Origin of the sequence: Qipengyuania vesicularis (genome assembly GCF_019711415.1) — a bacterium.
Classification (GTDB): Bacteria; Pseudomonadota; Alphaproteobacteria; order Sphingomonadales; family Sphingomonadaceae; genus Qipengyuania; species Qipengyuania vesicularis.
The window spans coordinates 221,600-234,300 of record NZ_JAIGNJ010000004.1; the positions used below are offsets into that span (position 1 = coordinate 221,600).

Consider the following 12,701-nt stretch of genomic DNA (forward strand, 5'->3'; position numbering starts at 1 on the left):
GGGAGTCAGACATGATCGCAATCGCTTCGAAATACCCGGCGCTCGCCGCGGCCGTCCTGGCCCTGGCCGCGCCCGCCGCCGCGCAGGACGCGCCTCAGCGCCGCTATGCCGAGGCGAGCGCGCAGACTGCCACCGTCGCGGACGCCTATTTCGCGGCCTATATCGCCAACGACTGGGACGCGCTCGAACCCCTGCTCGCCGAGGACGCCAGCTTCCACGATCCGACTTCCGAGCGCATCTTCGGCGGCGCCCCGGTCGAGGGCAAGGAGGCGCTGATGGCGTTCTTCCGCTCGGCCTATGCCTCGATCGTCGAGGCCGAGTTCACGACCGAGCGCAGCCTCCACGCGGGCGATGTCGCGGTCTACGAAGGCACGCTTTCCTGGACTGCGGTGATCGGCGGAGAGCTGACGGTTTCCAGCACCATGCCCGTTGTTACCATCCTCGAGCAGGAGGGCGGCAAGATCGTATCCCACCGCGACTATGCCGATTACGCGCCGTTCCTCGCCGCGCTCGCCGAGGCCCGCTCGGCCCGCGCCATGGACCATGCCGACCATGCAGCCCATTCCGCAGAGGAGACGAAGTGATGCGCGCGACCCTGATCCTTGCCGCCGCGCTCGCCCATGCCATCCCTGTCAGCGCACAGGACGCCCCCGCACCCTCCTATGCCGAGGCCAGCGCCGCCACCGCGCCCGTGGCCGAGGCCTATGTCACCGCCTACACCACGCGCGACTGGGACACGCTCGAGGCGCATCTGGCTGAGGATGCGAGCTTCGAGGATCCCACCGCCACGCTGGTCTTCGGCGGCATACGCTCGGATGGCCGCGCCGCCATGATGGAACGCTTCCGCGTCGGCTATGCGAGCCTCACGCATATGGAGTTCGAGCGCTCCCGCACGATCGTCGCCGGCGACGTCGCGGTCTACGAAGGCGCGCTCGCCTGGGGCCTCGACCTCGGCAACGGCACGCTGGTCGAGAGCGTCACCCCCATGGTGATCGTGGTGACGGTGAAGGACGGCAAGGTCGTCACCCACCGCGACTATGTCGACTACGCGCCGTTCCTTAAGGCGGTGCGGGAGGCCCGGGCCGGGGGGTGATTGCGTCGGGGTAAGGCTACGCTTCCTCGTGGGCGGAACTTGCGTGCCGGAGATCGCAGCCGATAAGGCCGGAGGAAGGCGCAAGGGCGCGGCGACGTGCAAACCGCAAATGAGCGAAGCGCATCGCGAGAAGGGTATCTGCTGGAGGGGGTGATAATGGTCTTTGGTTTCGGCAAGAAGTGCGCTCCAAGTGCTGCCGATCAATTGGCATCGGGAAAATGGAAGTGCGCCAGTTGTGACGAATGGCACAACTGGCCCTTCGATCTTGCCGCTTTCGCACCCGATCCGTGGCCGCACGAGGTGGCTTACGAACAGAACAGCGATTTGCGCTTCGATGGCGATTTCCTGTCCGAGGATTTCTGTATCCTTGGCGGCAAACACTTCATGGTGCGTGCGATCTTGCCCGTGCCGGTGATCGGAGTTCCCGGCGATTTCGCCTTCGGTTGTTGGAGCACGCTGAGCAAGACGAACTTCGAGAAGTATATCGACGGCTTCGATGCGGGCGAATACGCGGACGCGCCCCAATGGACGGGTTGGTTGATGAACCGGATTGCCGAATTCGTGCCGGGGCCGGAACCGCTAGGTGTGATCGTCCAGCCCCAACCCGGACGACAGCGTCCGATCATCTGGGTGCAGGACGAAGACCATCCTCTCGCAATAGCACAGTCCGAGGGCATTACCGCCGAGAGGGTGCTGGAGGTTTTCGCCCACTACGGCCACGCACCAGCCGAAAATGGCGCTTGAAGTGGGTAGCTAACCCGTCGGAAGCAGCATCTGCATCAGCATCCTCAATTCTTTCAGCGCGTTGAGGCCGGCGATGATCTCGTGATATCCATGCTGGCCTCGCGTTCATTTTTCCTATCGCTTCGCTGCTTAAGGTCGGGCTTTCTTCTTCACCGCAGCGCGCGGCGGCTAGCGATTGCATCCTCAGTCGCCGCCAGCTAAGTGGCGCCTCTCACTTTCAAGCGATGAAGCGTGCCGCGTCTGGCACGTGTGCGCTCGTGCGCACGTAGCAGAGAGTGTTCCCATGTCGGATTTCAAATTTGTTCGCGTCAATTGCGACTATTGCGCCGAGGGCGTGTGGTCAGAAGACGGTGGTTCGATGTCAATTGACAGCTTGCCGATCTCGCGAAAGCTCAAATCATCGATACTCAAGTGGCAATGCGAATTCGAAACGGTCCCGTACTGGCTCGAGGAACGATATATCGAAAGCGACTGGTACAAGCTTCGCCAGCTCAACATCGCCCGGCGGCTCAAATACGAGCTACCCGATTATGTCGTTGTCGCCGGGATGCGCCTGATCAATGACGATCTGACTGTCGGCGAGGATGTGCCCTATGGCGGAGACAACTTCCAAGACTGGAAAGACGGATACCTGCTCCGGGAAACGGTCGGGACGGGCTGAGCGGCGCGCCGCTCGCATTCCTCACCCCAACTTCACCAACACCCGGTCCAGCGCCTGCAGGAAGTTCGACCGGTCCGCCTTGCTGAACGGTGGCGGGCCGCCTCCCTTTCCGTCCATCCCCGCGCGCAGGTCTTCCATGATGGCGCGGGTGGCGATGGCGCTGCCGATGCTGGCGGCGTCGAAGCTCTTGCCGTCGTGGCGCAGCACGGTCGCTCCGGCCTTGAGGCAGCGTTCAGCCAGCAGGATGTCGGCGGTGATCACCACGCTGCTCGGGGTGGCATTCTCCGCGATCCAGTCGTCTGCAGCGTCGAAGCCGTCCGAGACAACCACGCGCTTGACCCGATCGCTCACCGGCACGCGGAAGGGGCTGTTGCTTACGACGCGGACATGGGCCTTGTGGCGGCTCGCCACGCGGTAGACCTCCTCCTTTACCGGGCAGGCATCGGCATCGACGAGAATGGTGACGGGACCGCTCATGCAGCAATCGTTAGGCGTTTCGGCGCTCCCGTGCTACCGCGCCAGCGCTGACGTCGAAATTTGCGACGGATGTCGAGATTTGAAGACCGCCGCTTGCCCTTTGGGGCCCCGGCGTAAACCAGGCGACGATTTCCTTTCTTCGGACGACTTTTTGCACGACCGCTCCGCATGTCGCGGCGCGGCAATACAACGCGTTCTCGAAAGGAACCACACATGTCAAAGACTGGCACCGTAAAATTCTTCAACTCCGACAAGGGTTATGGCTTCATCCAGCCCGACGATGGTTCGGCCGACAGCTTCGTCCACATCAGCGCCGTCCAGGCTGCTGGCATGACGACGCTCGATAAGGAGCAGCGCCTCAACTACGAAGTAGAACAGGGCCGCAACGGCAAGGAAAGTGCCGTGAACCTCTCGTCGGCCGACTGACGCCAACCACCAGGTCGTGCACCGTGGCTGGCGACCCCCGGCCACGGTGTGCGGCACCCCTTTCCTCCTGCCAGGAGCATGCCGATGGCTCAGTCCTACGAATTCTATACCGCCCGCGCCGACGAGGCTCGTAAGGCTGCCGATGCGGCAACGCTCGACAATGTTCGCAACCGCGAGCTGCGCGCCGCGAAATCGTGGCTGGACCTTGCCGAACACGCGCGCGGCGTGGCCGAAGCCCGGGAAAAGGTCGAGCGGGAAAAACGCGAGGCGCGCGAGGCCGAGGCGCAGGACGCGTAAGGCTCTCCTAAATGCTCGCCGCGTTAGAAAGCGAGCGCACCTGAATCTCTCCCTTGCCGCCCTCCATAATTCGATTACAACCGTGATCGAAAGGGAGGGCTCATGCCTAATATCACCGGTCTTCTCAAGGTGGCGGCGCTTGCATCGCTGCTATCGGCGATTACCACAGCCGTCCTGATTTACGGTCCAGATCCCGCACCTTCCGATGGGCTGGCGGGGCAGGCCGCGCAATCGGGGGACGCGCTGGCACTTTACAAGCCGTGGGTGCTATTCTTCCATCCGCAGTTCGCCTTCGTCGCCTCGCTCGGTGCGGCGGCAGTGCTGTTCCGCGCGCGGCCTGCGCTTGCCGTCATCGCCCTGTTCTATCTCGCTCTTTGGGCCATGACCGAGATGACGCAGCAGGCCTATGTCATCGATGCGCTCAACCAGTTCTGGAGGCCGGGCTATCTGGCTGCGCAGGATGCTGGGGAGCGCGAGGTGTATGAAACGCTGCTGATCGGATTCGGGGCGATCTCCGACAGCCAGTATTTCGTGCTGTTGTTCGGTTTCGGCACGGGTTCGGTCCTGCTGGGGCTGGCCTTCCTGCAGGCGAACCGGCTGGGAGCCGGCATCGGAGCGGTAATGATCTTTCTCGGGGCAGTCTCGCTGACGGCTTTCGCGGGATACTATGTGCAGCCCTTCGCCGGTGTCACTGCGGTTACGGGCTGGATCTACGCCTATCTCTATGGTCCGGTCCAGACAGGTGTGCGCGTGGCGCTGGCATGGTGGCTTTGGCGCGAGGCCGGGAGGCGTGTGTCCTCGCCGGAAAGCGATGCTTCGGTGGTATAGCTTTCCTACAGAGGGAAGGGCTCTGTAAGGGTGCCTGACAGCCGGACGGGCACCAACCCTTGCGCACGGATTTCTGCGGCTTTGTGCCTCCTCGGGAATTTTCCTCCTGGACCGTGTTCCATGTGTTCCACCCTGTAGGATTGCGGATGCGAAATCGCGTGAAATCGGGGAGCCGAATGCCCATGTCGAACGTTGGGAAGGAAAGAAAACAAAGGAGAGTTTCCCAATGCAGGTCCAGTTCAATTCCGACAGCAGCATTATGGGCACGGAAAACGTCGCCAGCCGGATCGAGGCGCGGGTGCGGGAGAAGCTTTCGCGGTTCGAGGATAGGCTCACGCGGCTCGAAATCCACGTGCATGACGAGAATGCGCACAAGCACGGGCATGATGACAAGGCCTGCACCATCGAGGCCCGTCCGCGCGGCGGCAAGCCCATCGGCGTCACCGAAGGCGCCTCGACTGTCGACGATGCCGCGCGCAAGGCAGCGGTCACGCTATCTCAGCGCCTGACCCGCCATTTCGGCAAGCAGTCGCGCCACAGCCACGACCCGCGGCCCGACAAGGTGATGTGAGCCGGGGCCGGCTCGCTACTGCGGAGCCGGTGCGGTCAGGTCGGTTTCGATCGTCCGCGCCTCCGCCGCCGGTGCAGGCGGAGCGAGCGGTTCGGAAGGCGCGCGAAGGTCGGTCTCGAGCTCGGCCGGCTCGGCAAGCGCCATCGGCGCCTCGGCGCGGGTAAGACGGATTGGCGGCTCTGGCGGTGCCGGGGCCTGCGGGGCTTGCGCCGCCTCACGAGCCTCGTGCCTCTCCTGGAACTCTCCGCGACCGCCGGTGAAGGCGAGCAGGCGTTCCTCATGCGCGATGCGCTCGGGGCTGGCGGTGGCAGCGAAATCGTATCCGGCACTCATGTTGGCGCGGTCCGCGCTGCGGTCCTCCCACCACATGTCACCGCCGCGATCGCGCAGCCGGCCATGGAGCGCGAGTTCGGCGACCTCGACGGTCCCCTGCGGGGTCTCGAGCGGATAATGGTCGGGCGGACGGCTGGTGTCGCGTAGATCGGCATTGGCCGCGCGCACGATCCGCGCCTCGGGCAGGCTCTCGTGATGGCCGCGGATCAGGATCGGGCTGTCACCCACGCTGGCTCCGCTCACGGCCCCGACAATCGCCACCACGGCGATCGCGCCGAGGAGGTGGGGGGCATATTTCATCGTATCTCTCCGCTTGAAGCGTCTTGCCCGAACAACGAGCGGAGCGCCGGCGCCGTTCCCGAATACGGGGCTTCGCGCCTTCACACGTCCTTAACGACGCGCGGTAATCCCGCAGCAAAGCTTGGATGGCACAGTTAATGCGATGGTGAGAATTGTGCGTCATAAGCGCACCGAAAACGGGGCAATCGGATCGCATGAGCATGCATGAACTACAGACCCAGTTCGCCACGCAGGAGGGCGAAGCAGCCTGGACGGCGGTGATGCACGAGCATTTCCACACGGGCGAGCTCGACGATGCGCAGCGCTATCTGGAAATGCAGCTGGAGGCTTTGGGAACGGAGCTGGCGACGCGTTGCCTCATCGACGATCCGAACCGCGTGTCGATCACCGGGTGGAACGAGCTCATCGAGGCGATCGAACTGCATGAGGGCGATCCGATCACGGGCGTCACGCTGGCGATCGCGAACGAGGCGGACCGAGCCTTCGAAAAGGGACAGGTGCACCATCCCTACATGTTGCTCGGCCTCTATTGCGACGAGCCCTTCGCCTTCAGCCAGGCCGATGTCGGAACGCTGGTAAGCGAGCTTCAATCGGAAGAAGGGCCAGCCTGGGCAGGCTATGACGAGGACATCGAAGTGTTCCTCGAATGCGAGGGGCTGTCGGCGATCAACACCGAGCTCGTCCACCACAAGGAACGCCATTTCTTCCGCGACGAGAATCCCGAGCACGCACCCAAGCGCTATGTCGAATATGTCCTCGCCTGCTGGTGGCGCGCGCTGCTGTTCCATCGCTCGGTCGAAAAGATCTGCAAGCAGCAGCCTTTGCCCGGGGGCATTCCCGTGCTCGCGGGCATGGTCGACATGAAGCCGGACGCGATCTCGGTGCAGGGCTTGGGCGAGGGACAACCCGCCGCCCCCCGCGCAGCGGCAAGCGAGGACGACGGCCCGCAGATGGCCGACATGCTCCCCGACAAGATGATCACTCGCCGCGAGGTCGAGGAGGTCAAGGAGCCGCCGACCGGCACAGACCTGCGCCGGCGTATTTCCGAGACCGGCCAGGAGGACGAGCCGGAGCCTAAGAAGAGCCTCGTCTCGCGCCTGTTCGGCAGGGGCTGAGAAACTGACAGCTTGCGCGCCGGGAAGGCAGCGCTAGGCTCGCCGCCCGAACGGGAGAGAGCCTCAACCATGCCCAGCCTGCGCGCGCGCCTTGTCGAACTTGCCTTGCCGCTTCTCGGTATCAAGCGTTTCTTCTCCGAGCCGGACAAGCTCGATGAGCGGATCGCGAAACTGCGGCGGCAGGCCCCGATCCGGCCACGAGCCAAATGGCATCGCAGGTTCGAGATAACCGAGGTCACGACACGCGGTTTCCCGCTCGTCACGATCTCTCCCAAGGGCGGCGCGAGGCCCGGCGCACCGCACCTGCTCTACCTCCATGGCGGGGGCTATGTGATGGATATCGCGGCGGTGCACTGGGATACGGTGTGCAGGCTTTGCGAAGATCTGGGCGCGTCGGCAAGCGTGCCGATTTACCCGCTCGCACCGGAGGTGAAGGCGACGCAGACGCTTGCGGCGATGCGCAATCTTTATGACGAGCTTGTCCAGCAATACGGTGCTTCGAGTATCACGGTCATGGGCGATAGTGCGGGCGGCGGGATGACACTGGCGCTGGCGCAGGCGATCGCGAACGACGGTGGCGAATTGCCGGCCAGTCTCGTTCTCTATTCCCCCTGGCTCGATGCCACCGCTTCGGGGGAAGGGCAGAAAGCGATCGAGCCTAAGGACCGGATGTTGGCGATAATCGGCCTCGAGGCATGCGGGAATCTCTATGCAGGTGACCTGCCACTCGACGATCACAGGCTGAGCCCGCTGTTCGGGCCGCTCAAAGGCCTGCCACCGATGGCGATCTTCGCCGGGACGCACGACATATTGGTGGTGGATGCTCGGCGCCTTGCCGAGAAGCTGGAGAGCCCGGGGATGCCCGATCACCGCTACCACGAGTATAAGAACATGTTCCATGTCTGGATGCTCCTCCCAATTCCAGAAGGCAGGCAGACTCTCGAAGAAACGGTGCGGTTCATCCGCGAGAAGCATGAGGAAATGACGCAATGAGAATGGTCCCTGTCGCCGCGGCCTTGCTGCTCGCGGCATGCCAGCCCGGCAGAGGTTCGCCCGACGCAAGCCCCACGGAGAGTTTCAGCGGGATCGCAGATGACGAAGTGATATTCCTCACCGGGACAGAACCGTTCTGGGGCGGAGAGATCAAGGGCGACACGGCGCTTTACACCACGCCGGAGAACCAGGATGGCGCCAGATTCGAAGTCGAGCGCTTCGCGGGCAACAATGGCCTTGGGTTCAACGGAGCGCTCGATGGCAAGCCGTTCGACCTCACCGTGACGCCCGGCGAATGTTCGGATGGCATGAGCGACCGGACCTATCCCCACACTGTGACCTTGTTGATTGGCGAGGAGCAGCGCCAAGGTTGCGCATGGACCGATGCGCAACCCTTCAGCGGACCGGAGAATCCGTAATGACTCAGAACTCAGTGGGCAGGGAGTGGAAGGCCTTTTTCTGGCTCGCCGCGCTATTCAACCTCGTCATCGGGACGGGCGCTTTCCTCGATGCGAACTGGGGTTCTCCCGAAGCCACAGGCGGGGTCCTGATCTTCTGCTTCGGCATTGTCTACGCTCTGGTGGCGCGGGATCCGGCACGGTTTGCGCCGGTCCTGATCGCGGGAATCGTGGGCAAGCTTGCTGTCGTCGCCATGCTCGGCCCGCCGAACTGGACCGATGGCGGCGATCCGGCGATAGGCGCAATTGTTGCGGGCGACCTCCTGTTTGCGATCGGCTTCATCCTGTTCCTGGCGCGGACGCGTAAGCGTGGGTGACGTGCCGAGATACCCGCGGCTGCTCGGGCTGGCTGGTCTGCTTCCCCAGCTTGCCTGCCTCCTGCTCGCCTATCTCGGTCCCGATGACTGGCGCGACGCAGCGCGGGCATTTGCCGCGATCTATGCAGCGCTCATCTTTACTTTCCTTGGCGGGACATGGTGGGGCATCGCTGCCGGCGCACCGGCCGCAGAAAGGCGCGGGGGGCTGGCCTGGCTCTGGATCGCTGCGATCGTCCCCAGCCTGATCGCGGCGGCTGCGCTGGCGCTCTGGCTCAGCGGGCAATTGCCAATCGAACCTGTCCTGGTGACCATGGGGGCGGGCCTACTGATGGCGCTGGGCGTAGACTCGCGGATCGGGTCGCTCGCTCCGCGCTGGTGGCTGAGCCTGCGTGTGCCGCTGTCAGTGGTGTTGGGCGTTACGACGATCGCAATCGCGCTCGCCTAGGAGCCGACGCCTGCCTTGCGCAGTTCGGGCCCGAGCCGCCCGGTCAGCCAGAGCCACCACATCTTGAAATCCGCTTTCAGGCTCCAGAGCGGATAGGTGAAAGTGGCCGGCCGGTTCTTCTCGACCCCGAAGTGGGCGATCCACGCGAAGAAATAGCCCGCAACCGGCAAGGCCAGCAGCAGGATCAGTGGGCCCGTCACAATCGCCACGATCGCCATCAGGACGACAAGCGTGGTCCCGACATAATGCAGCGCCCTCGTTTGCGGTCGCGAATGCTCACGCAGGTAGAAGGGCCAAAATTCGGCGAAGGTCGCATAACGTTCGGACATGGGCCGCATGTTTCTCCCAGTCGGAATGCCCGGTCAAGCGTCGAACCGGGAGATCAGTAGACCCCCGGATTTTCGCGCTGGACCGCATTGGGGAAGTCTGGCTGCAGCAGACGCTGACCGCGGCGCTCGGCCTGCACCGTGCCGTCCTTGGTCTGCGAAATCGGCGTGCAAGTGCGCCCGGCAATGAAGTCGAGCGCGGCTGCAACCGATGCCTCGTCCGGATCGCCGAGTTGTTTAGTATAGTCGTCATCAGCACGACAGGTATTGGGCATGACGTCGGCGAGACCATTGAAATACTCGCCCTGACCGTCGCGATTGACCGTCTTGAAGGCCACCGCACGCAGACGGTCGTCACAAGCCGAGCGGTCGAAGGCGAACTGGCCCACGGGCTTGCCGAAAGTGTTGGCCCCGATCAGCGCAATATTGTCGCCCAGATAGGGGATCATCGAATTGGTCACCAATTCGCTCGCCGATGCGGTGCCATCGCTTCCGATGACTGCCAGTTTCATGACGTCGATCTGTTCGGCCTGGTTGCTGAAGAGTTCGGTAGAGTTCTCGGATGATTTGGACGGGCGCAATTCTGTGCGTGAGAAGACCTGCCCCTCGAGGCCCTCGGCCATCAGGTCGCCGAGTAGTTCGGCCACAGAGACGAGCCCGCCGCCATTGTAACGGAAATCGAGGATGATATTCGTAATGCCCTGGCTGCGGAACTGGGTGAAAGCCGTACGCAGCTGTGGGCCGGCGCCCTGGACGATAAAGGTGCGCAGGTTGATATATCCGACTTGGCCCCCTGCGCCATCGTCGAGAACTTTCACACCGTAGCGGTCCGATACGGGGTCGAGCGGATACTCTGCCTTGGTGACATTGACCGTGCGCTGCACCCCTGCAGTGTCTTGGATCACGAAGCTGCGGGTTACGCCCGGATCGCTCGGTCCCAAGGCATTGCTGACGGCTGCGGGGCCGCCATTGGCCATCAGCGTCGAAACCGACTGCCCGTTGATCTGAAGGATTTCGGTCCCGCGATCGAAACCGGCGGGAAAGGCGGGCCCATTTTCGAAGGCTTCGAGAATGAAGACGCGGTCGGCGACCGTGTCATAGCTGAGGCGAATGCCGAAGCCGGCATTCGAACCGTTGTTGATGAGGTCGGTCTCTTCCTGGATCGAGGTGATATAGGTGAAGAACCGGTCCTTGCCCTGTGCGCGTGCCGGAGCAACCAGCGCGTCGAGATAGGATTGCAAGCTGCTGTGGCTCGCCTTGTTGACCGAAGTGTCGAGCAGATCGGGGAAGAGATACCATTCCTGCAAGGCGGCGAGCGCCCAATCCTGGCGATCGGACAGCGTACATGATGCACTGCCGCCTCCACCACCGCCGCCGGTTCCGCCACCGGTGGATGTGCGGGTGGACCCGTCCCCCCCGCCGCAGGCGGCAAGCGATACAGCGAGTGTGGCGGACAGCAAGGTGCGACCCAAATCCATACTTATTCTCCAGAGCGTCGACCACATTTCCCGGTCGTTTTCCCGCTCCTATCGATGACCAATTAACCGACAGTGAGCAAGCGACTTGTCATTTGACGGTCTTCGTCAGGGCTTTTGGAGGCGGATTACGGTGGAAAACCGAGGTGAAATGGGGCGAAAACGGTGCAAACTGGCCTGTGAGGCATGGCCAACTCGTCGAAGCTAGGCCTAGGCTTACCCTCGAATGCGCATGACGCGCCCTGAAAAGCCACGGAGCGATTGATTTGAGTACGGGTACCCCCGCATGGGTTCAGCAGGCAATCGGCGGCGAGGCTAAGGCGTCGCTGACCATCGGCGAAGTCGCCGAGGAGAAGCTGCTGGGCAAGTCGGGCTTTTCACTGAGTAGCGATGCATTCCGCAACGGTGGCGAACTCGACCCGAGCTTCACGGCGATCGAGGATGATTCCGTGGCGCCTCCGCTTGAATGGACCGCGCCGCCTCCGGGATCGCAAGAACTCGCGCTCATCGTGGAAGATGCCGATGACGGTAAGGTGCACTGGCTGGTCTGGGGCCTCAAGGCACAGAAGGGCGCGCTGTTCGAAGGCGAAGCGCCGCCGAGGACCGGCAAGAATGCGCACGGCAATTCGGAATGGCTGCTGCCGGACCCGCCGCTGGGTGTGGAGCATCGCTATGTCTTCCAGCTCTTCGCGCTGGACCTGCCGCTCACGCTGATGCCGGGTGCGGGCTACGAAGAACTGCGCAAGAATATCAAGGGACACGTCACGGCTGCTGCGATCCTCACCGCCCGCTTCGAAGGGCATGAGATCGAGGAGCTGGACGGGGAAGACTTCGATTTCGAAGACTAAAACAGCATAGCCAAGTGAAAGGAACCTGAAATGGCTGGCAAAAACAACGCACTGCAGAAGCCGGTGAATCTCTCGCCGGAACTGGAGAATGTCGTGGGCAAGGGTCCGATGACCCGCGCTCAGGTCACCTCCAAGGTGTGGGACCACATCAAGGCCAACGGCCTGCAGGACAGCAAGGACAAGCGGATGATCAATCCCGACGCCAAGCTTGGCGCGGTGATCGGCAACGATCAGATCTCCATGTTCAAGATGACCGGTGCCGTCTCGAAGCACATGTCGTAATTACCCGGAGCGGCGGCGCCACGGCCAGTCCGTGACGCCGCCGACCCACAGGGCAAGCCAGACAAGAACAGGCTGTGCGACCATGCGCGGCAGGTGATAGGTGAGCCCCAGTCCCCCGCTCTCGCGCGCCATATCCATGGCGAAGTGATTGATATTCGCGGGGAAGACGCAAACTGCGTAAAGCGCGAGGCCAATGGCGCCCGCTTTCCTCAACTTGACCGACCATGGCTGGATCAGGGCCGCGGCGCCCAGCAATTCGGCAATGGCGGTCCAGAACACGACCGCTTCGGGTTCCGGGACCCATTCCGGCATGATCGCCAAGAAGGGCTGCGGATCGGCGATGTGGGCATAGCCCGCAAACGCGTAGAACGCGGCGAGCAACCAGCGCAGTAGCCCCCGGATCATTCCTCGGTGACCTCGACCCCGTTCCAGAAGGCGATGCGATCCTTGATCTCGGCCGCGGCGTCCTTCGGCTCCGGATAATACCAGGCCGCATCCTGGTTGATGGCGCCGCCGGCATTGACCGAATGGTATTGCGCTGTGCCCTTCCAGGGACAGACGCTCGTCCTCTCGCTCGGGACAAGCGCGCTCCGCGCCACATCCGAGGCAGGAAAATAGTGGTTGCCTTCAACCACCACCGTATCGTCGCTGCGCGCGATTTCCTCGCCATTCCACCGTGCCACCACCGTCATCGCGTTTCCCTTTCCTTTGC

21 protein-coding genes are annotated in these 12,701 nt (G+C 63.1%); 15 read left to right on the plus strand and 6 right to left on the minus strand.

Annotated elements, in window-relative coordinates; all coding sequences use genetic code 11:
• Positions 1–11 precede the first annotated feature (11 nt).
• The 4 genes from K3146_RS12935 to K3146_RS12950 all read left to right on the plus strand — a co-directional run bounded on the left by K3146_RS12935 (position 12) and on the right by K3146_RS12950 (position 2,498).
• Complete coding sequence (locus K3146_RS12935; protein WP_221546724.1) at positions 12–584, plus strand: nuclear transport factor 2 family protein; 573 nt, start codon at positions 12–14, stop codon at positions 582–584.
• On the plus strand, positions 584–1,093 hold the full coding sequence (locus K3146_RS12940; RefSeq protein WP_221546725.1) for a nuclear transport factor 2 family protein: 510 nt from the start codon (positions 584–586) through the stop codon (positions 1,091–1,093). The genes K3146_RS12935 and K3146_RS12940 overlap by 1 nt, the downstream gene beginning before the upstream one ends.
• 156 nt (positions 1,094–1,249) lie before the next feature.
• Complete coding sequence (locus tag K3146_RS12945) at positions 1,250–1,837, plus strand: DUF2199 domain-containing protein (protein WP_221546726.1); 588 nt, start codon at positions 1,250–1,252, stop codon at positions 1,835–1,837.
• Between the two features lie 283 nt (positions 1,838–2,120).
• Positions 2,121–2,498: a hypothetical protein gene (locus K3146_RS12950; RefSeq protein ID WP_221546727.1), complete on the plus strand. Its 378-nt coding sequence runs from the start codon at positions 2,121–2,123 to the stop codon at positions 2,496–2,498.
• 21 nt (positions 2,499–2,519) lie between these two features.
• Here the strand turns inward: K3146_RS12950 and K3146_RS12955 are convergent, their stop codons facing one another.
• The gene (locus K3146_RS12955) at positions 2,520–2,975 is read right to left on the minus strand and encodes a YaiI/YqxD family protein (RefSeq protein WP_221546728.1); all 456 of its coding nucleotides are present in this window, start codon (positions 2,973–2,975) and stop codon (positions 2,520–2,522) included.
• 213 nt (positions 2,976–3,188) lie between these two features.
• Here K3146_RS12955 and K3146_RS12960 point away from each other — a divergent pair, with 213 nt between their 5' ends.
• The 4 genes from K3146_RS12960 (at position 3,189) to K3146_RS12975 (ending at position 5,097) form a co-directional block, all read left to right on the plus strand.
• Entirely contained in the window at positions 3,189–3,401 is a 213-nt protein-coding gene (locus tag K3146_RS12960; protein ID WP_221546729.1) for a cold-shock protein, read from the plus strand.
• Positions 3,402–3,485: 84 nt separating this feature from the next.
• A complete protein-coding gene (locus K3146_RS12965; protein ID WP_221546730.1) occupies positions 3,486–3,698 on the plus strand; it encodes a hypothetical protein in 213 nt (70 codons plus the stop codon).
• Positions 3,699–3,800: 102 nt separating this feature from the next.
• Entirely contained in the window at positions 3,801–4,526 is a 726-nt protein-coding gene (locus tag K3146_RS12970; protein ID WP_221546731.1) for a hypothetical protein, read from the plus strand.
• Positions 4,527–4,752: 226 nt separating this feature from the next.
• On the plus strand, positions 4,753–5,097 hold the full coding sequence (locus K3146_RS12975; protein ID WP_221546733.1) for an HPF/RaiA family ribosome-associated protein: 345 nt from the start codon (positions 4,753–4,755) through the stop codon (positions 5,095–5,097).
• Between the two features lie 15 nt (positions 5,098–5,112).
• Here the strand turns inward: K3146_RS12975 and K3146_RS12980 are convergent, their stop codons facing one another.
• A complete protein-coding gene (locus K3146_RS12980; protein WP_221546734.1) occupies positions 5,113–5,730 on the minus strand; it encodes a hypothetical protein in 618 nt (205 codons plus the stop codon).
• A 200-nt stretch (positions 5,731–5,930) separates the two neighbouring features.
• Here K3146_RS12980 and K3146_RS12985 point away from each other — a divergent pair, with 200 nt between their 5' ends.
• The 5 genes from K3146_RS12985 to K3146_RS13005 all read left to right on the plus strand — a co-directional run bounded on the left by K3146_RS12985 (position 5,931) and on the right by K3146_RS13005 (position 9,058).
• Positions 5,931–6,845 (plus strand): hypothetical protein, encoded by a 915-nt coding sequence (locus tag K3146_RS12985; protein ID WP_221546735.1) that lies wholly within the window; start codon positions 5,931–5,933, stop codon positions 6,843–6,845.
• A 69-nt stretch (positions 6,846–6,914) separates the two neighbouring features.
• Positions 6,915–7,838: an alpha/beta hydrolase gene (locus K3146_RS12990; RefSeq protein WP_221546736.1), complete on the plus strand. Its 924-nt coding sequence runs from the start codon at positions 6,915–6,917 to the stop codon at positions 7,836–7,838.
• On the plus strand, positions 7,835–8,257 hold the full coding sequence (locus K3146_RS12995) for a COG3650 family protein (protein WP_221546738.1): 423 nt from the start codon (positions 7,835–7,837) through the stop codon (positions 8,255–8,257). Before K3146_RS12990 ends, K3146_RS12995 begins: the two co-directional genes overlap by 4 nt.
• The gene (locus K3146_RS13000) at positions 8,257–8,613 is read left to right on the plus strand and encodes a hypothetical protein (protein WP_221546739.1); all 357 of its coding nucleotides are present in this window, start codon (positions 8,257–8,259) and stop codon (positions 8,611–8,613) included. The genes K3146_RS12995 and K3146_RS13000 overlap by 1 nt, the downstream gene beginning before the upstream one ends.
• Position 8,614: 1 nt before the next feature.
• Positions 8,615–9,058: a DUF3429 family protein gene (locus K3146_RS13005; protein ID WP_221546740.1), complete on the plus strand. Its 444-nt coding sequence runs from the start codon at positions 8,615–8,617 to the stop codon at positions 9,056–9,058.
• Here the strand turns inward: K3146_RS13005 and K3146_RS13010 are convergent.
• Positions 9,055–9,387, minus strand: a complete 333-nt coding sequence (locus K3146_RS13010; RefSeq protein ID WP_221546742.1) for an Mpo1-like protein — start codon at positions 9,385–9,387, stop codon at positions 9,055–9,057. The two genes, K3146_RS13005 and K3146_RS13010, sit on opposite strands and share 4 nt — an antisense overlap.
• Positions 9,388–9,440: 53 nt before the next feature.
• Complete coding sequence (locus K3146_RS13015; protein ID WP_221546744.1) at positions 9,441–10,862, minus strand: S41 family peptidase; 1,422 nt, start codon at positions 10,860–10,862, stop codon at positions 9,441–9,443.
• Positions 10,863–11,125: 263 nt separating this feature from the next.
• Here K3146_RS13015 and K3146_RS13020 point away from each other — a divergent pair, with 263 nt between their 5' ends.
• Both K3146_RS13020 and K3146_RS13025 read left to right on the plus strand, forming a co-directional pair.
• Positions 11,126–11,707, plus strand: a complete 582-nt coding sequence (locus K3146_RS13020) for a YbhB/YbcL family Raf kinase inhibitor-like protein (RefSeq protein ID WP_221546745.1) — start codon at positions 11,126–11,128, stop codon at positions 11,705–11,707.
• A 30-nt stretch (positions 11,708–11,737) separates the two neighbouring features.
• Positions 11,738–11,989 (plus strand): SWIB/MDM2 domain-containing protein, encoded by a 252-nt coding sequence (locus K3146_RS13025; protein ID WP_221546746.1) that lies wholly within the window; start codon positions 11,738–11,740, stop codon positions 11,987–11,989.
• Here K3146_RS13025 and K3146_RS13030 read toward each other — a convergent pair whose 3' ends face one another.
• The gene (locus tag K3146_RS13030; protein WP_221546748.1) at positions 11,990–12,394 is read right to left on the minus strand and encodes a DoxX family protein; all 405 of its coding nucleotides are present in this window, start codon (positions 12,392–12,394) and stop codon (positions 11,990–11,992) included. It abuts the gene before it with no gap.
• Positions 12,391–12,681, minus strand: coding sequence for a DUF427 domain-containing protein (locus K3146_RS13035; protein ID WP_221546749.1), 291 nt, complete (start codon positions 12,679–12,681; stop codon positions 12,391–12,393). Before K3146_RS13035 ends, K3146_RS13030 begins: the two co-directional genes overlap by 4 nt.
• Positions 12,682–12,701: the final 20 nt, after the last annotated feature.